Source organism: Jannaschia seohaensis (assembly GCF_900116765.1).
Taxonomy (GTDB): domain Bacteria; phylum Pseudomonadota; class Alphaproteobacteria; order Rhodobacterales; family Rhodobacteraceae; genus Jannaschia; species Jannaschia seohaensis.
Genome location: NZ_UETC01000007.1, coordinates 151,092 through 168,861, shown reverse-complemented (window position 1 = coordinate 168,861; position 17,770 = coordinate 151,092). Strand labels below are relative to the sequence as shown.

Sequence of the window (17,770 nt, the reverse complement as noted above, 5' to 3'; positions counted from 1 at the left end):
CCGCGCTCGGCATCCCGGTCACGGAAGCTGTGGGATAAGTCCGTCCGGGGAAAGGGGAACTTCGGCGTTCAGCCGATTTGTGCAACAGAGCCGCTCACCAGACAAACAACGACGCCCTCGCAGATGCATGCGAGGGCGTCTCAATTCCGAGAAGCTGGGCGCGGAACGTCGTGGGCTCAGCTGTTAGGCTCCCGGACAAGGGGCGGCCCGGGAGGACCGCCACAATGATCGGCGAAGGCCGCGATCAGTTGGCCATGAACGCCTCGAAACGCTCCTTGAACTCGGTCGCCTCGGGCTGATCGGTGAGGATCACGTCCCAGCTCTGCTTGGCCGATTCCATGAAGGGCGCGAGATCGGGCTCGAGGATCTCCACGCCGGCCTCGGCGGCCGTGACCAGCCCGTCATCGGCCAGCTTGTCATGGGCCGCGATGCCAACGTCGATCGCCTCCAGCGCGGCGGTGTGCACCAGTTCCTTCATGTCGTCGGGCAGGCCGTCCCAGAAGGATTTCGACAGCACGAAGACGGTGGTCGACTGGTGCGCCTTGGTCAGCGTGTAGGTGTTCACCGCCTCGTAGAAGCCGTCCGCGACGATGGCGTCGGGCGAGATTTCAAGCGCGTCCACGACATTGTTCTGGATCGCCATGAAGAGCTCGCCATAGGACATCGGCGTCGGCTGCGTGCCCATGGCCTTGTAGGCCTCGACGAAGCCGGGGGTCGGCAGGACGCGGATCTTCAGACCCTCCATGTCATCGATGCTCTCGACGCGGGCGGGCGCCTTGGTCGCCACGGAGCGCTCGTAGATCGAGCCGAAGCCCAGCCCGTGCATGCCGTACTCGTCCAGGAGGTCCAGCATCTCGCGGCCCATCTCGGACTGGAGGATCTCATAGGCCTGGCTCTTGTCCTCGAAGAGATAGGGCAGCGACAGCACCCGGTAGGCGGGCACGACGGTCTCCAGCGTGGAGCCCCCCACCATGCCGCCGGTCAGGATGCCGGTGCGCATGGACTGGATGGCGCGGCCCTCGTTGCCGGCCTGGCCGCAGCACTGGACCTCCACCGCGATGTCGCCGCCCGAGCGCTCCTCCACGAGGCTCTTGAATTCCTCGAGGATCACTTGATACGGGCTTTGGTCGCTCAGGACGTGGGCCAGCGTCATCTCGTAGGTCTGCGCCTGCGCCGCACCCGCGCCGAGCGTGGCGACCGCCGCCACCCCGAAGACATGTCTCATAATGGTCATTGCCGTTTCTCCCTGTGGTTATCGGAGCAGTGCGAGCGAGATGCTCGGCACGTAGGTGATGATCAGAAGGTTCGCGATCAGCACCGCGAGGAACACCGAGAGCGGACGCATCAGCTGCTCCATGCTGATGCGCGCTATCCCGCACGCGATGAACAGGTTGACGCCCACCGGCGGGGTCACCATGCCCACGGCCAGATTGACGATCATGATGAGCCCGAAATGGACCGGGTCGATGCCGTAGCTGACGGCGATGGGCGACAGGATCGGGCCGAGGATCACGATGGCCGCGAAGGTCTCCATGAACATGCCGACGATCAGCAGGAAGATATTGACGAGCAGCAGGAAGTAGATCGGGTTCTCCGTCACCGTCGTCAGCAGCAGGCCGATCTGCTGCGGCGCGCGCAAGAGATGCAGCGCGAAGGCGAACATCGCCGCGAAGGCCACGATGATCATGACGACCGATGAGGTGACCGCGGCGGAGGCGAAGATGCGCGGCAGGTCTCGCAGGGACAGTTCGCGGTAGACGACGAGGCTCAGGAACAGCGCGTAGCCGACCGCCACCACCGCCGCCTCGGTCGCGGTGAAGATGCCGCCGAAGATCCCGCCCAGGATGATGACCGGCATGAACAGCGACAGCGACGCCCGCCAGAGGCTGCGCCCCACCTCGCCCGCCCAGGGGCCGAGCCGGAACGGCTGCCGCTCGCCATAGCCCATGATCCAGGCGATCAGGATGGCGGTGGTCATCAGCGAGGCGCCGATCATCAGCCCCGGCAGGAACCCCGCGACGAAGAGATCGGTAATCGAGATTCCGGTGATGACGCCGTAGATCACCATGGCCACCGAGGGCGGGATGATGACGCCCAGTTCGCCCGAGGACGCAGTCGTGGCGGCGCTGAACGGGCGCGGGTATTTCTGCTTCTCCATCTCCGGGATCAGCATCGAGCCGATGGCCGCGGCCGTCGCCGCCGAGGAGCCGGAGATCGTGGCAAAAAGCATCGATGTCATCACGACGGCGGCGGCCAGGCCGCCACGCACCCAACTCACCAGCGCCTTGGCAAAGTCGACCAGCCGTCCGGCGATGCCGCCATGCTGCATCAGCCGCCCGGCCAGCACATAGAGCGGAAGCGCCATCAGCGCGAAACTGTCGAGCGACTCGAAGATCACCTGCGGGATGGCGATCATCGGGATGTTCTTGTCGATCAGCGTCGGGATCGCGGCCAGTCCCAGGGCCATGGCGATCGGGACGCTGAGGACGAAGAGGACCAGAAGGACAACGACGAGCAAGATCATCTCAGTCCTCCGGCGCGAAATCGGAGGCGAAGCGCAGGTCGCGGCCCTCGACCAATGTCTCGGCGATCAGCGCCAGCGAGTTGAGGATCATGAGCACCATCCCCACCGGCATCGCGAGATAGACCCAATCCTTGGTGATCCCCAGTACCGGGCTGGTCTCGGTGCGGCCCAAGGCGAGAAAATCGACACCAACCACGAACAAAAGTCCGAAGAATGCGATGCAGAGCAACGTGACGGCGTATTTGACCGGGATCCCCCCGCGCGGGGGCAGTTTACGGATGCCGAATTCCAGCGCGATCATCCGGGCGTGGCGCACGCCGACCGCCGCGCCGAGGAAGACCATCCAGATGAGCGTGTAGCGGGCCAGTTCCTCGGTCCACGGGGCGGAGATGTTAATGCCCGCCGCCGTCAGCACAAATCGCACCAGCACCTGGACCATGACCGCCGTGGCCACCACCGCGAGCAGCGCCGCCACGATGCCGGTCACGATCCTGTTGAGCGCGTCCATCAGACAAACGAAATGCCGCAAACCAGATCCCCCCGCCCCTGTTGCGCCAAGCCTCTCGGGGCCCAGGCGCCTCGGTTCATGTCGAGCTTAGGCGCTTTCGAATTGTGCGCAAGACAAATCATTGTTCGCTATGCGAACAACATGGGCATCACGCCTTCCGCACCCACTCTGCCAGTTCCGCATGGGTCGGGATCCAGACCGGCCCGCGCGCCTTGGCGTGGCGGATCAGCTCGTCGAGGATCCAGATGCGGGAGCGGTAGCCGATGACGAAGGGATGAAAGACCAGTTGGCAGACCCCGCCCTCGTCGAACGCCATGTCGAATTCGCGCCGGAAGATGTCGAGCACGTCCGCGGGCGCGGTCCAGGGCCGCGTCGGCGGCTCGCGGTTGAACAGAAGGTAGACCGCGTCGTCGCGCACCCAGTCCACGGGGATCTCCACCAGCCCGGTGGGCCGTCCGTCGCAGACCGGCTCGTAGCAGGCATCGTCGGCCATCAGGCTGCTATCATAGGCGAAGCCCGCCTCCGCGACCAACTCCAGCGTATGGGCGCTCAGATCCCAATTGGCGGCGCGGTGGCCGACGGGGGTCTGGCCCGTCAGTCGCTCCAGCGTGTCGCGCGACCGCAGCAGCAGCGTGCGCTCCGTTTCCCGGTCGAGCAGCGACGTATTCTCGTGGATCCAGCCATGCACGCCGATCTCGTGACCGGCCCCGACGATCGGCTGCAGGGCCTCCGGCTCGATCAGGCCGGCCACAGCGGGCACGAAGAAGGTCGCGCGCGCGTCGTGGCGGGCCAGCACGTCGAGCACGCGCGGCACGCCGCGCCGCCGCCCGAACTCGCCCCAGGCGAGCCGTCCGATGGCGGACTTGCCCGCGCCCATCTCGAACGTCTCGTGATCGCAATCGAAGGAGAGCGCCAAGGCGCAGCGCGCCCCGCCGGGCCAACTGGCGGGTTCCAGCGCCCGGCCCGCCCGGACGCGGTTTACCGCGGCGCGCCAGTCTTCCTCCGGCGTCTCCCACGGCCGGTCGCGGTTCATGCGCCCAGCACCGACTCGATGGCCTGTCCGAAAGCATCGACCACCTGGTCGACCTCGTCGCGGGTGATGCAGAGCGGCGGGGCGAAGCCCACGATGTTGCCCTCGGGCATGGCCCGCGTCATGACGCCGAGCCGCGCCATCTCGGCCACCACCTTGGGGCCCACGGTCATGGGCTCGAACCAGGTGCCCGCGGATGGGTCTTTCATGAGCTCCACCGCGGCCAGCAGGCCGACGCCACGCACTTCGGCCACGTTGCGATGGCCTTCCGCCCGCTCGCGCAGCCGCTCCAGCAGATAGGCGCCGGTCTCGCCCGCGTTCTCGACCAGCCCCAGCCTGTCCACCAGGTCGAGCGTCGCGATGCCGGCCGCCGCGCCGATGGGATGGGCCGAATAGGTCCAGCCATGGGCAAGCGGACCGAAATCGTCGGCCCCGGTCATCAGAACGTCGAAGACCCGCTGCGAGAGGATCGAGCCCGAAAGCGGCGCATAGGCCGAGGTCAACCCCTTGGCGATAGTCATGAAATCGGGGCGCAACCCATAGAGATCCGAGCCGAACATCTGCCCGGTGCGGCCGAACCCCGTCACCACCTCGTCGGCGATCAGCAGGATGTCGTGCTCGGCGAGCAGCGCCTGCACGCGCGCCCAGTAGCCCTCGGGCGGGGGGATGATGCCGCCCGTGCCCAGCACCGGCTCGCCCACGAAAGCGGCGATGGTTTCCGGCCCCTCGCGTGCAATCAGCGCTTCGAGTTCGGCAATCAGGAAGTCGAGATACGCGGCTTCGTCCATCTCCCGCTCGGGACGGCGAAGGTAATGCGGCGTGTGGGTGTGAAGGAAGCCGTCGAGTGGCAGGTTGAAACGGTCGTGATAGACCTTCAGCCCGGTCATCGAGCCCGACACGAGGCCCGATCCGTGATAGGCCCGCCAACGGCTGATGATCTTGCGCTTCTCCGGCTTGCCGCGCAGGATGTTGTAATGCCAAGCGAGTTTGACGTTGGTCTCGTTGGCATCCGATCCCGAGAGACCGAAATAGACGCGGGCCATATGGTCGGGCGCGCGGTCCATGACCATCTTCGCGAGCCGGATGGCGGGTTCGTTCCCATGGCCGGCAAAGGCGTGGAAATAGGCCAGCTTGTGGGCCTGCTCGGCGATGGCGTCGGCGATCTCGGTCCGCCCGTAGCCCGCGTTCACGCAGTAAAGCGCCGCGAAAGCGTCGAGGAAGCGGTTGCCGTCGCGGTCGGTGACGAAGACGCCCTCGCCCCCGGTCACGATGCGCCCGGGTGTGTCGCCACGGGCATGCTGGGCGGTGTGGGTCGTCGGGTGCAGCAGGCAATCGCGGTCCCAGGCGGCCAGTTCGTCGTTGCGGCGATCGAGGTCGAGCGGCGTCATATCAGGCTCTCCAAACGGGTATTGGCGATCAGTTCCGGTACGCTGGCCTGGTTCGGCAGGCCGATGACGAAGGCCACCATGTGGGCGACGGTCTCGGGCCGGATACGCTGATCCTTGGGCGTGACGCCGGGGATGTCGGCGATAAGGTCGGTATCGGTGGCGCCGGGGCAGATGGCCGTGGCGCGCACGCCGTCCTCCCACCCGGCGAAGCGCGCCGCCTGCGTCAGCGCCAGCAGCGCGTGCTTGGTCATGGTGTAGCCCACCGAGACGCCCGCGCGGTAGCGCTTCGCGTCGGTGGAGGCGATGTTGACGATGCGGCCCGCGCCGGTGGCCCTCAGATGCGGCAACGCCGCGCGCGTCAGGCGGAACGGCGCCTTGACGTTCACCGCCCACATCGCGTCGAGATCGGCTTCGTCCCCGGTCTCGAAATCCACGCTGCGCAGGATCCCGGCATTGTTCACGAGCGCGTCGAGCCGGCCCCACCGCGCGACCGTCGCATCGACCCAGGGCGCCGCGGTGGCGGGGTCGTCGGCGTCGAAGCGAAACGCCGCGATGCGGTCGCCGGCGGCGGCGAAGCGCGCCGCCTGGCCCATGTCGCGCAGCCCCACCGAGACGGCCCAGCCATCGGCCAGCAGGCGTTCGGTGATGGCCGCGCCCACGCCGCGGCCACCGCCCGACACCATGGCGACCTTCATCAGAAGAGCCCCTGATACACGCCGCCGTCGTTGACGATGTTCTGCCCGGACATGAAGCCAGCCTGCGCCGAGCAGAGATAGGCGATCAGGTCGCCGCACTCGGACGGATCAGCGAAGCGCCCGGCCGGACAGGACTGTAGCCGGTTCTCCACGATGGCCTCATAGGTGGTGTTGCCGCGCTTCGCATGGCCGTGGAGGTTGGTATGCAGCGCGTCAGTGTCGAAAAGCCCGGGGCAGACGGTGTTGATCGTCACGTTATGCGGGATCAGGTCGCGCACCATCGACGCCGTGGCCCCCGAGAGCGCCAGCCGCGCCGCGTGGCTATGGGCGAAGCCCTGCGCCGGGAACTTGATGAAGCTCACCGACATGTTGACGATCCGGCCGAACTTGCGCTCCGCCATGCCCGGCGCGGCCCGCTGGATCATGTCCACCGAGGACAGGAAATGCACCTCCAGCCAGTAGCGCCAGTCCTCCGGCGTGATCTCCGCATAGGGCGTGGGCACCTGCCGGACGCCGGGATTGTTCACCAGGATGTCCGGCGCGCCCGCCTCGTCCATGAGCCGCGCGCGCGTCTCGGCCTCGTTGAAATCGGCGGCGACGGCCCGCACCTCGACACCGAATTCCGCGCGGATCGCCTCCGCCGCTTCGTCCAACGCCTCGGCCGAGCGCGCGTTCATCGTCAGGTTCACCCCTTCGCGCGCCAGCGACCGCGCCGTGGCGAGGCCCAGCCCGCGGCTCGCGGCGGTGACGATGGCGTGCTTGCCCCGTAGTCCCAGATCCATGACCCTCTCCCTTCGTCGCTTTGGCTCAGGCCACTTTGGCGGGCGGCGCCATGAGCTTGTCGATACCGTCCTTCAAGCCCTGCAGCGCCGGGCCTTCCAGCGCGCGCAGCGGCGGGCGCGGCATGCCGCCTCCGGCGAGACCCAGGTAATCCATCGCCGCCTTCGTCGCGGGATAGAGCGTCCGGCCCTCGCTGGTGAAAAGATCCGTCATGGCGATCCCCGTCGCCTGAAGCGCCCAGGCCTCCGCCATCCGCCCCGCCTTGGTGGCGTGCCAGAGATCGAGGCAGCCCTTGTCCCAGACGTTCGGGAAGCAGTCGATCAGCCCGTCGCCCCCCGCAAGCGTCGCGGGCACCCCAAAGACCGATGATGGCCCGCAGAAGACGCGGATGCGGTCCTTGGTGCGGATCAGCGTTTCGTGGAAATTGTTCCAGTCGCCGCTCGATTCCTTGATGCCCACCACATGATCGAGATCCGCCAGCCGGTCCGCGATAGCGGGCGTGATGGCGTTCCCCGCGTTTCCGGGGATGTTGTAGAGCAGGATCGGCAAGACCGAGCCCGCGTCCACCGCCTCGAAATGCGCGATCGTCTCAGATTCGGAGAGGCGGACGAAGTAGGGCGGCATCACCAACACGCCGTCGGCGCCGGCCTCCTTGGCCGCGTGGATCTGGTCGACAACCTCGCCTTCGCGGATGGAGCCGGTGCCGACGATGGCCGGGCCGCGCCCCGCGCAGGCCTCGACCGCGAGGGCCGCCAGCCGGGCGCGCTCGTCGAAGGACAGCGCCCAGAACTCGCCGGTGCAGCCGGCGGCGACCATGCCGCTCGCGCCCGCATCGAAGAGGCGGTCGATATTCGCGACGAAGGCCTCCTCATCCACCGCGCCGTCCGCGTGAAAGGGGGTCGTGATCGCGACCATGGGGCCCGCCCAATCGACACTCGATCTATCCAACTCGATTTCTCCTCGTACCGGGGCGCCCTAACGGGCCGCCTTGATGACCGCCGGCGCCTCGACCGGGCGGAGGCCGGGCCGGTTCAGCCGTTCGCCCGCCGCGCCCGCGGCGAAAATGTGAGCGCGGTCGATATCGATGCCGCAGCGGACCGTCTCGCCGGCCTGCCAGACGCGCTCCGCTCCGACCCGCCCGGTGAGCCGCATATCCGCGCCGATCCGCGCCACGACGATGTTCTCGTGTCCGGTCTGCTCCACGACCTGCACCACCCCCTCGATCGGGCCGCTGCCGAAGACCACGCCCTCGGGACGGATCCCGAGGCAGGCGGGGCCGGGCCGCGCACTGTCCAGCAGAGGCGGGCAGTCGAGCGTCAGCCCCGGCGCGTGAAACTGCCAAGTGCCGCCAGACTGCCGGATCTCGCCGTCGATCAGGTTCATCGCGGGGGTGCCGATAAAGCCCGCCACGAAGCGGTTGGCGGGCGCGCGATAGACCTCGGTCGGCGGCGCGAATTGCTGGAGCCGCCCGCCTTCCATAACGGCGATGCGGTCCGACATGGTCATCGCCTCGAGCTGGTCATGGGTCACGTAGACCATGGTGCGGCCCAGGCGGCGGTGGAGTTCGACCAGTTCGACCCGCATGTAGCCGCGCAGCTTGGCGTCGAGGTTCGAGAGCGGCTCGTCGAGGAGGAAGACCTTCGGGTCGCGCACCAGCGCGCGGCCCAGGGCGACGCGCTGCTGCTGCCCGCCCGACAGCTGCCGGGGCTTGCGCGACAAAAGCTCGGTCAGCTGCAGAAGCTCCGCCGTCTTCTGCACCATCGCGCCGCGCTCGGACTTGGGCACACCGCGTTTCTTGAGCGGATAGGCGATGTTCTGGGCCACCGTCATATGCGGGTAGAGCGCGTAGGATTGAAAGACCATGGCGATGTCGCGCTCGCCCGGGGCGAGGTCGTTCACCACGCGATCGCCGATGCTGATCTCGCCGGAGGTGGGGAACTCCAGCCCCGCGAGCATCCTGAGCGTCGTGGTCTTGCCGCAGCCCGACGGCCCGAGGAGCGAGACGAACTCGCCCTCGTCGATGGCCAGGTCGAGCCCGTGCACGGCGGTGAAGGCGCCGAAGGACTTGACGACCTTGTCGAAGTTGACCGCTGCCATTGATTACCCCTTGACCCCGCCCGCGCCGAAACCGCGGGTCAGATAGCTTTGCAGGAAGGCGAAGACGATGATGAGGGGAACGCTCATCATGACCGATGCCGCCATGAGAAGCGACCATTCGATGTTGAAGCTGGAGACCAGCATGTTCATCACCCCGGTCGTCAGGGGCCGCGCCGAGTCCGAGTTCACCAGGACCAGCGCGTAGAGATATTCGTTCCACGACAGGATGAACGTGAAGAGCGCCGTGGATATGATGCCCGGCAAAAGCTGCGGCAGGATCACGTCCACGAAGGCGCCCATGCGGCTGGCCCCGTCGACCAGCGCCGCGCTCTCCAGGTCTTCGGGAATGCCCGCCATAAAGGACCGCAGCAGCCACAAAGCGTAAGGAAGCGCGAAGGTCGTATAGGCGATGACCAGCGAGAAGATGGTGTTCGACAGCCCCATGCTCACCAGCATCAGATAGAGCGGGATGATGAGCACGACCGAGGGCAGCAGATAGGTGAAGAGCACGAGGAAGGCGAGACTTTCCCGCCCCCGATACTTGAACCGCACGAGGCTGTAGGCCCCGAGCGTGGAGATGGCGACCACGACGAGCGTGGTGGCCGTCGACAGGATGATCGAGTTCTTGAAATAGGTCAGGAACGGGGTGTCCTGGATCAGGCGGATATAGTGCTCCAGCGTCCAGGTCTCGGGCAGGAAGGTGGGCGGACGGCGGAAGAGCTCGAACTGCGGCTTCACGCTGGTGACCAGCATCCAGAACAGCGGGAACGCCACCGCCAGCACGATGCCCCAGGCGAAGAGGTTGAAGGCGACGCGCCGGATCACGTGTCCGCCTCCTGCCGGGTGCGGCGGATATAGACGATCATGAAGACCAGCATGATCAGCATCATCACGACCGCATAGGCCGCCGCCATGCCCATCTGGTTGAGCGCGAAAGCCTCCTTGTAGACCAGAAGCGGCAGCGTCTGGGTCGAGGTGATGGGCCCGCCGCCGGTCAGCAGGTAGATCATGTCGAATTCCTTAAAGTCCCAGATCGCGCGCAACATGATGATGACCACGAGAACGTCGCGCAGCTGCGGCAGCGTCACGTCGAAGAACCGCGCGATGGGGCCGGCGCCGTCGATCCGCGCCGCCTCATAGAGCGCGTCGGGGATCGTCTGAAGCCGCGCCAGCACCGCGATCACGACGAAGGGGAAGAACTTCCACGCGCCCACCAGGATGACCGAGATCATCGCGTTGGGCATCGTGCCGAGATAGTCGACGGGCATGTCGATCATTCCCACGGCGAGCATCAGATGGTTGAGGATGCCGTAGAGGTCGTTGAAGAGCCACTTCCACACCAGCACGGCCACCACCGTGGAGATGAAGTAGGGAAACAGGATCAGCGACCGCGCCAGGCTGCGGAACCAGATGTTCTGATGCAGCACCAGCGCCATCCCGACGCCGAGCAGGATCTGCAGCGTCAGCGTGCCGACGGTCCAGATCAGGTTGTTGACGAGCGACGACCAGAACTCGTCCTTCGCGAGCAGCGTCCGGTAATTGTCGAGCCCCACCCATTCGCCCTGCAGCGTCGGCGTGAAGATCGAAAAGAGCGACAGGTAAATCGCGGAGACCAGCGGGTAGACGATCACTGCGCAGAACACGAGCACGGTAGGCGCGATGAGCAGGAGCCCAAGCGCGGCATAGCGGCGTTCTAGAACGGTCTGGGATGCTTGCATGGCTTTTGCGCCTCCGCCGGGTCAAACCCGGCGGAGGCCGATGTCTTTCGGCTCAGGAGGCCATGATGGCTTCGATGGCCTGCGAGGCGTCGCTCAACGCCTCATCGACATTGTCGCCGTTCAGGACGACGCGGCCCACCATCTCGGAGATGATGTTGGAGCCGATGATCTCACCCGCTTTGGAGTTCGACTGGTGCTCGGGCGACTCGTAGCCCAGGTTGAAGCCGTTCGCCGCCGAGGCCGCCATGAGATCGACCTCCGAGCTATATTTCTGGATGATGGCGTTGTCCTGATATTCCGGGTTCTCCGAGATCGTGCGCAGGATCGGCAGAACGTGGCCCGGGGCGGCGTGCAGCTGCCGGATGTAGCCCGGAGGATCGAAGAGGAAGGCGGCGAATTGCTTGGCGGCTTCCTTGTTCTGCGACTGCGCCGGGATGAAAACCGAGGCGAAGTCGTTGAACGTCCAGGGTGCGATGTCGGTCGACATGCGCGGATAGGTGGCGCAGGTAATGTGATCGGCCAGCGGCGGGTTCTGGTCATTGACGTTGATCAGGACACGGCCGGTGTAGATGCCCGTCGCCGTGGCGCCCGATACGAAGGCCGTCAGGCTCTCGCCCCAGGAGTAGTTGGTCGCGCCCGGCGGGCAATACTCGCGCATCTCTTTGTAGAACTCGAGCGCGTTGCGCGTGCCCTCGTTGTCGAGGTTCACCTGCAGATCGGGGGTGAAGACCTGCCCGCCCGCCTGATGGATGAAGCCGATGAAGATCAGCGACGTCATGGAGTTGACGCCGTAGGGCAGCGGCGCGCCGTAGATGCCGCCTTTCTGCATCGCGGACACGGCATTGCGCAGCTCGTCCCAGGTCTCCGGGATCTTGTCGATGCCCGCCTCGGCCATCAGGTCGCGGCGCACCCAGAGCATGTTGGCCGCGGAGTTGCCGATGCCGGTGGCGCAGTAGTTGCCGTCCTCGGCAAGGAAGACGTTGTTGGCGCCCTCGTAGTACTTCTCCGTGCCGATCGCCTCGATCACGTCATTGAAGGGCTCGAGAAGGCCGTTGGCATAGTAGGTCTGCGCCGCGAAGGACGGCAGATGCGTCACCACGTCGGGCACCTCGCCCGAGGAGAAGGCCGCGGCGAGTTGCGGCGCGTAGCCTTCGTCCGAGGTCCGCTCGAAGACGACGTCGATGCCGGTGGCGGCCTTGAACGCTTCGATCTGGAACTCGTAGGCCGCGGCCTGCGCGGGCGAGCTCTGCGGCGACCACCAGCGCAGCGGCGCGGTCTGGGCGCGGGCCGCGCGCGGCAGGCCCGCCATCGCGGAGGCCGCGGCCAGCCCGCCAAGCGCCGTGCGGCGGGTCATTCCGGGTCCGGTCCACCGAGTATGTGCCATTTTGCTGTGCCCTCCCTGAGCGATTGATCTGTTCACATAGCGCACTCTTGTTCGATATAAGCAAAGTTCCCGCCTGTCGCGCAATACACTTTTTTGGCGATTGCGAGCCGAACCGCCCCCTTGGGTGTCATTCGGGCGCGGTCTCGGGCAGGATGGCGACGGAAGTGCTGAGAGGAACAGATGGCCAGCGAGATGGCGGATAGCGAAGGGTCGAAAAAGGGGGCTCCGCCGAAAGGCGCTGCACAGACGGGGCTGATGACCGCGGCGCCGGACTTTAGCGAGGATGCAGATGCGGGCGGGCTCAATCCGCGCGACTATGTCAGCTCCCTCGCCCGGGGCCTGGAGGTGCTGCGCGCCTTCAACCGCACGGGCCGCAAGATGACCTTGTCGGAGGTGGCCGCCGAGACCGGCAACACCCGCGCGGGCGCCCGTCGCATCCTACTTACGCTCGTGCGCGAGGGCTACGCGGTGGCCGACGGCAAGCTCTTCGACCTGACGCCGCAGGTGCTGGAACTCGGCTATTCCGTCCTGTCCTCCAAGGGCGTGTGGGACATCGCCCGCCCCTTCATCGACCACCTCTCGGACGAGATCCGCGAGTCCGTCTCGGCCGCCGTGCTCGACAAGTTCGACGTGGTCTATGTCAGCGGCGCGCAATATCACCGGGTCATCAGCGTGGGCATCACGGTGGGGGCGCGCTTTCCGGCGGCGAACACCGCGACGGGCCGCGTGCTGCTCGCCGCCCAGCCGCAAGAAAACTGGGCGGGCATGATCCAGAACGTGCCGCTGACCCGGATGACCGACCGCACCGTTACCGATCGCGACACCTTCCGACGCATCCTCGAAGATGTGCGCGACAAGGGTTGGTGCCTCGTGGATCAGGAGATGGAGATCGGCCTGATGTCCATCGCGGTGCCGCTCCACGACAGCACGGGCGCGCTGGTCGGCGCGATCAACGTGGGCGTGCCCAGCGTGCGCATGACGCCCGAGACCATGGTGAACCTGATCCTGCCCAAGCTTCAGGTCACGGTGGAGCACATCTCCCGCGCGCTCAAGCGGTAGCGGCGGCGAATCGGTCGGGCGCGTAGGGGGCGGGGTCCGCCGGCGGCGCCTGGCCCAGCACGATGGACGCGGCCATCTGCCCGATGAGCGGCCCGAGCGTGTAGCCCGCATCGCCCGGCACCGCCATCGTCACGCGGGGTTCCCGCGCGAGCCGGCCCAGGATGGAGCCGCCATCGGCGGTGGTGTTCATCCCCGCCCAGGTGCGGATGAGGCGCAGCCGGCCCACCGCCGGGACGAGCCGCGCGGCCAGCGCGACATTGCCCAGCAGGGAGTCCGCGCGCACCGAGGGCACCGCGTCAGGCCCGTTGTCGCGCGCGGGCCACCCCCCACCGATGACGATCTGCCCCGACTTGAACTGCTTGAACGTGATCGGACGCTCGGCGTGCTGCACGAGATGGGCGATCTGGTAGGCGCAGGGTTCGGTGATGTTCATGTGCAGCGGCTCGGCTCGGGTCGGGATGTCGACGCCGAAGTCGCGCACGATGACGCCCGATCCCCAGGCGGCGGCGATCACCACCTCCTGGGCGGCGTAGCGGGACCGCCGGCCATGCGCCACCATCCCGCCGCCCGCCCGCTCAAGCGCCTGGACGCTGTCGGTGACGACCGTGATGCCGAGGCGACGGCATTCCGCCTCCAGCCGCCGCCCAGCCAGGAGCGGGTTCAGCTTGCCCTCGTCGCGGCAAAGCTCGGCGCCGACGATCTGCGCCCCGATCCAGGGCGCGATACGGTCGAGCGCGGCGCGGTCGAGAAGCGTCACGTCGAGGCCCCGGCGCTCCTCCCGCCGCGCCTTGTCCTCGAGGAAGGCCATCTGCGCCTCGCCCTCCGCCAGCATCAGCCCGCCCTGCCGGGTCAGCTCGCAGTCTCCGATGCGCGCCTCCAGATCGGCCCAGACGGACGCCGCCTGTTTATAGAGCGGCAGGGCGGCCTCGACATTGGGCGCCTGCTCGGGGAAGAGCCGGATGAAGCGGCTCTGCATCTGGACATGCAGGCTGCCCGCATTGGCGTGGCTGCCGGCATTCGTCCCCGCATCGACGATCGTGACCGTGGCGCCGGCGGTGGCAAGCTCGATCGCGGCGACGCGGCCGATGATCCCGCCGCCGATCACCAGCACGTCAGGGGGCGTCATCGAGCGCCTCCTGCGCCGCGAGGATCGAAGCGATGCTGACGGGCTTGATCGGCACACGCGGCGCGAAGAAACTGCGATCCGCGATCTCGGCGCCCGACCACCCGGCCACGAGCCGCGTCGCCACCGGGCCGCAATACCGCCCCTGACAGCGCCCCATGCCGATGCGGGTGCCGCGCTTGAGCGTGCCGACATGGCCGGGATTGCGGCCGTGGCCCTCGGTAGCCTCCGCGAGCGACACCTCCTCGCAGCGGCAGAGGATCGTCTCGCCCTGCCCAGGCTCCGGCGGGCGCGGGCGGACGTCGTAGAGCCGCCAGAGCCCGCGCTGGAACCGCCGGTGGCGGGCAAGCGTGCGCAGCTCGGCGAAGAGGTCATAGGCCTCGCCATGGCCCGTCGCCGCAGCCGCCGCGCGCCCCGCGATCCGTCCCTCGACCCGCGCCGCGGGCGCACCGCCCATCCCGGCGCAGTCGCCGACCGCGTAGACGCCCGGGACCGAGGTTTCCAGCGTCTCGGAGCGGGTGCAGCGCAGGTGGCCGAAGACGGCATCATAGGTCATCTGCGCCCCCAGCAGACGCAGGATCTCGTTCTGCGGCTCGAAGCCCGCATTCATGCAGACCGCATCCACCTCGACGACCCGAGACCCGTCCCGCCGGTCGGCCAGCGTCACCGCGAGCCCGCCATCAGCCGCCTCGATCCCGCGCAGCGCCGTTCCATATCGCAGCGCGATCCCCCGGCGGCGCAGCCCGCGGAGCAGCCCGAAACCTTTCAAGGTCAGCGCCGGATCGGCGAGCGCCATCCGCGCCGCCGCGAAGGGCTTGCCGAATGGCATGGGCGCCAGCTCCGCCACGCAGGCGACCTCGGCCCCGCCTTCGGCCAGCTCCAACGCCACCTGCGCGTTCAGCGGCCCCGACCCGCAGACCACCACGCGCCGCCCGGGCAACGTGCGGTAGCTGCGCCAGAGCGTCTGCGCCGCGCCGGTGGTCATCACCCCCGGCAAGGTCCAGCCGGGCACCATCACGGGCCGCTCATAGGCGCCGGTCGCCACGATCACCGTCTTGGGGCGCAGGATCAGGGCGGCACCGTCCTGTTCGGCGAGAAAGAGCGGGCCATCGAAGGCGCCCCAGATCTCCACGCCGCCGAGCAGCTCCGCGCCGCTCTCCCGCGCCGCGGCGACAAGCGCGGCGCCCTCGCTTTGTTGCGCGTCGAGCGGCGCTCCGGACGCGGCCTGCTTGTAATACTGTCCCCCCGGCACCGGGCGTTCATCCACGAGCACGACCTTCGCGCCCGCCGCGCGGGCCGCAATGGCGGCGCTGAGCCCCCCTGCCCCGCCGCCGATGACCAGCACCTCCGGCTCCAGCACCCGCGCGGGCGCGGGCTCCGGCAGGCGCGCGTCGAGGTCGAGGGCGGGAAAGGGCTCCCCGGTTGTGACGCGCTGGCCCGCGCGGGCCTTGGTCATGCAGGCGCGACGGTTGGGCACGCCATCCACCGTCACGAGGCAGTCCTGGCACACCCCCATGCCGCAGAAGATGCCGCGCGGCGCGTCCTTCGCAGTCCGCCGGAAGGCGCGCTGCCCTGCCTCGGTCAGCGCCGCGGCGATGGTCTGGCCTTCGCGGAAGGGCACCGCGCGGCCGTCGAATTCGAGCGCGGGCTCACTCATCGCCGCCCCCGGCGATACGGTCCCGCGCCGCGACCAGCCGAGCCACGGCTTCCGCGCGCCAGGCCACGCGCGCGGGGATGTCCGCCTCCGGCACGCGCGCGCGCCGGTCCGCCGCCACCCGCTCCACCAGCGCGGGCGACCAATCCACCCGCTCGCCGCGCGCCTCGCCCATGCGTTTGTAGGCCGGGCCCATGCGCGCCGCATGCGCGGTGATGCCGCCGGGCGTGTTCAGGTCGGCGGTCTCGAACGGCCCCGAGAGCGCCCATCGCGGCCCGAGGCCCAGGCGCACCACATCGTCGATCTCGCCCGGGCCGAGGATCCCGTCCTCCACCAGCCGATACGCCTCCCGCAGGAGCGCGCCCTGGAGACGGTTGAGCACGAATCCTTCGATCTCCGCCCCGAGCGTGACGGCTCTGAAACCGACCCCCTCGAACAGCGCCGCGGCCCTCGTCAGATGCTCGGCCCGCGTGCCCGGCGCAGGAACCAACTCGATCAGGCGCAGCACGGAGGGCGGGTTGACCGGATGCGCCACGAGGCAGCGGGCCTGCGCGGCGGGCTCGGGCACGATCTGCGACATGGGGATCGCGGAGGACGCGGTGGCGAGCAGCGTCTCCGGCCCGGTCCGGGCCAGCAGGTCGGCGAAGATCGCCTGCTTTGCGTCCAGCCGCTCCGGCCCGCATTCGATCACCAGCGCAGGCGCCGTCGCGTCCGGCAGCGCGGGCCGCAGGTCGAGCGCCGCGGCCCGCCCGACCCGCAGCCCGGCCAGGTCCATGGCCTCGCGGTAACGGGCGATGCCCGCCTCCACTTCGGCGCGGCGCGTGGGGTCGGGCTCGATGAGCGTGACGTTGCGCCCCGTATCGAGGAAGATCGCGGCGAAGGACAGGCCGATGGGTCCGGCGCCAAGGATCGTGACCGTGGGTGCCTCTGTCGTCGTCACGCTGGCCCTCTCTGAAATGGGGTTCGCATAGCGTACAAAAGTGCGCTAGCGTCGAAGCGGTTGTAGGCTTCGGGAGCATCTTACGCAACATGTCTGCCAATCAGGATTTCAAAGGAAGGCGCGTCGTCGTCACCGGCGCGGCACAGGGGCTGGGCCGCGCCATCGCGGACCGCTTCGCGGCGGCGGGCGCCTCGATCCTCGCGATCGACCTCCCCGATGCGCTGGAGGGGTGCCCCGAGGACTGGACGCCCGTTCCCCTGGACCTGCTCGCAGCGGATGCCGACACGCGGCTGGCCGAGGCCGCGGCGGCCGCGGGCGTGGTGGACACCCTCGTGGCCAATGCCGGGATGGTGCCGCCCTGGCGCGGCGTGACCGAGCTCGACCGCGACGAATGGATCCGGGTCATGACGCTGAACAGCTGGGCCGTGGCCGCGACGCTCGGGGCCTTCGTGCCCAATCTGGAGCGCTCGACGCGGGCCTCGGCGATCCTCATGGCCTCGATCTGTGGCTATAAGGCGCATCCGAAGCAGGTGCTCTATACCGCGTCGAAACATGCGGTCGTGGGCATCCTGCGCTGCGCGGCGCTCGATCTGGGGTCGAAGGTCATCCGGGTGAACGCGCTCGCCCCCGGGCCGATCGCCACCGACGCGCTCATGGCGCGTCTCGCAACGCGTCATGCGGAGGGCGGTCCCTCGCCCGAGGAAGCGCTGGCGGCCATGGCGGCGGAGACCGCGCTCGGACGCATGACCACGGCGGAAGACGTGGCCAACACGGCGTATTTCCTGGCCTCCGATGCGGCCGGCGCGATCACCGGGCAACTCGTCCCGGTCGAGGCGGGGCTGGCCTAGGGGAGGCAGGCAGCGTCGGTGG

General features: G+C 68.2%; 17 protein-coding genes. 2 read left to right on the top strand and 15 right to left on the bottom strand.

From position 1 onward, the window contains the following. Nucleotides 1-244: 244 nt before the first annotated feature. The 12 genes from DTQ71_RS15470 to DTQ71_RS15415 form a co-directional block, all read right to left on the bottom strand. Complete coding sequence (locus DTQ71_RS15470) at nucleotides 245-1,234, bottom strand: TRAP transporter substrate-binding protein (protein ID WP_109565196.1); 990 nt, start codon at nucleotides 1,232-1,234, stop codon at nucleotides 245-247. Nucleotides 1,235-1,252: 18 nt separating this feature from the next. Continuing rightward, complete coding sequence (locus DTQ71_RS15465) at nucleotides 1,253-2,524, bottom strand: TRAP transporter large permease (protein WP_109565195.1); 1,272 nt, start codon at nucleotides 2,522-2,524, stop codon at nucleotides 1,253-1,255. 1 nt (nucleotide 2,525) lies between these two features. Beyond that, nucleotides 2,526-3,053 (bottom strand): TRAP transporter small permease, encoded by a 528-nt coding sequence (locus tag DTQ71_RS15460; protein WP_109565194.1) that lies wholly within the window; start codon nucleotides 3,051-3,053, stop codon nucleotides 2,526-2,528. A 127-nt stretch (nucleotides 3,054-3,180) separates the two neighbouring features. Then, complete coding sequence (locus tag DTQ71_RS15455) at nucleotides 3,181-4,065, bottom strand: polysaccharide deacetylase family protein (RefSeq protein WP_109565193.1); 885 nt, start codon at nucleotides 4,063-4,065, stop codon at nucleotides 3,181-3,183. Continuing rightward, nucleotides 4,062-5,450, bottom strand: a complete 1,389-nt coding sequence (locus DTQ71_RS15450; protein ID WP_109565192.1) for an aminotransferase class III-fold pyridoxal phosphate-dependent enzyme — start codon at nucleotides 5,448-5,450, stop codon at nucleotides 4,062-4,064. The genes DTQ71_RS15455 and DTQ71_RS15450 overlap by 4 nt, the downstream gene beginning before the upstream one ends. Then, a complete protein-coding gene (locus tag DTQ71_RS15445) occupies nucleotides 5,447-6,145 on the bottom strand; it encodes an SDR family NAD(P)-dependent oxidoreductase (protein ID WP_109565191.1) in 699 nt (232 codons plus the stop codon). The genes DTQ71_RS15450 and DTQ71_RS15445 overlap by 4 nt, the downstream gene beginning before the upstream one ends. After that, nucleotides 6,145-6,927, bottom strand: a complete 783-nt coding sequence (locus DTQ71_RS15440; RefSeq protein ID WP_109565190.1) for an SDR family oxidoreductase — start codon at nucleotides 6,925-6,927, stop codon at nucleotides 6,145-6,147. The genes DTQ71_RS15445 and DTQ71_RS15440 overlap by 1 nt, the downstream gene beginning before the upstream one ends. A 25-nt stretch (nucleotides 6,928-6,952) precedes the next feature. Next, on the bottom strand, nucleotides 6,953-7,873 hold the full coding sequence (locus DTQ71_RS15435) for a dihydrodipicolinate synthase family protein (protein WP_146204876.1): 921 nt from the start codon (nucleotides 7,871-7,873) through the stop codon (nucleotides 6,953-6,955). A gap of 27 nt (nucleotides 7,874-7,900) precedes the next feature. Then, entirely contained in the window at nucleotides 7,901-9,022 is a 1,122-nt protein-coding gene (locus DTQ71_RS15430) for an ABC transporter ATP-binding protein (RefSeq protein ID WP_109565188.1), read from the bottom strand. A 3-nt stretch (nucleotides 9,023-9,025) separates the two neighbouring features. Continuing rightward, nucleotides 9,026-9,847 (bottom strand): carbohydrate ABC transporter permease, encoded by an 822-nt coding sequence (locus tag DTQ71_RS15425; RefSeq protein ID WP_109565187.1) that lies wholly within the window; start codon nucleotides 9,845-9,847, stop codon nucleotides 9,026-9,028. Beyond that, nucleotides 9,844-10,740 carry a carbohydrate ABC transporter permease gene (locus DTQ71_RS15420; protein ID WP_109565186.1) on the bottom strand — a complete coding sequence of 299 codons (897 nt, stop codon included), beginning with the start codon at nucleotides 10,738-10,740 and terminating at the stop codon, nucleotides 9,844-9,846. Before DTQ71_RS15420 ends, DTQ71_RS15425 begins: the two co-directional genes overlap by 4 nt. A 52-nt stretch (nucleotides 10,741-10,792) precedes the next feature. Next, a complete protein-coding gene (locus tag DTQ71_RS15415; protein WP_170125455.1) occupies nucleotides 10,793-12,094 on the bottom strand; it encodes an ABC transporter substrate-binding protein in 1,302 nt (433 codons plus the stop codon). A gap of 285 nt (nucleotides 12,095-12,379) precedes the next feature. Between DTQ71_RS15415 and DTQ71_RS15410 the strand changes: the two genes are divergently transcribed. Next, nucleotides 12,380-13,183, top strand: a complete 804-nt coding sequence (locus DTQ71_RS15410) for an IclR family transcriptional regulator domain-containing protein (protein WP_170125454.1) — start codon at nucleotides 12,380-12,382, stop codon at nucleotides 13,181-13,183. Here the strand turns inward: DTQ71_RS15410 and DTQ71_RS15405 are convergent. Genes DTQ71_RS15405 through DTQ71_RS15395 form a run of 3 tightly spaced genes read right to left on the bottom strand, consistent with a single transcriptional unit; the run spans nucleotide 13,173 to nucleotide 16,900 of the window. After that, a complete protein-coding gene (locus DTQ71_RS15405; protein WP_170125453.1) occupies nucleotides 13,173-14,309 on the bottom strand; it encodes an NAD(P)/FAD-dependent oxidoreductase in 1,137 nt (378 codons plus the stop codon). The genes DTQ71_RS15410 and DTQ71_RS15405 overlap by 11 nt on opposite strands. Continuing rightward, on the bottom strand, nucleotides 14,296-15,963 hold the full coding sequence (locus DTQ71_RS23560; protein WP_109565182.1) for an FAD-dependent oxidoreductase: 1,668 nt from the start codon (nucleotides 15,961-15,963) through the stop codon (nucleotides 14,296-14,298). Before DTQ71_RS23560 ends, DTQ71_RS15405 begins: the two co-directional genes overlap by 14 nt. Further along, entirely contained in the window at nucleotides 15,956-16,900 is a 945-nt protein-coding gene (locus DTQ71_RS15395; protein WP_211317146.1) for a 3-hydroxyacyl-CoA dehydrogenase NAD-binding domain-containing protein, read from the bottom strand. The genes DTQ71_RS23560 and DTQ71_RS15395 overlap by 8 nt, the downstream gene beginning before the upstream one ends. A gap of 89 nt (nucleotides 16,901-16,989) precedes the next feature. Between DTQ71_RS15395 and DTQ71_RS15390 the strand changes: the two genes are divergently transcribed. Continuing rightward, nucleotides 16,990-17,748 (top strand): SDR family NAD(P)-dependent oxidoreductase, encoded by a 759-nt coding sequence (locus tag DTQ71_RS15390; RefSeq protein WP_109565180.1) that lies wholly within the window; start codon nucleotides 16,990-16,992, stop codon nucleotides 17,746-17,748. Nucleotides 17,749-17,770: the final 22 nt, after the last annotated feature.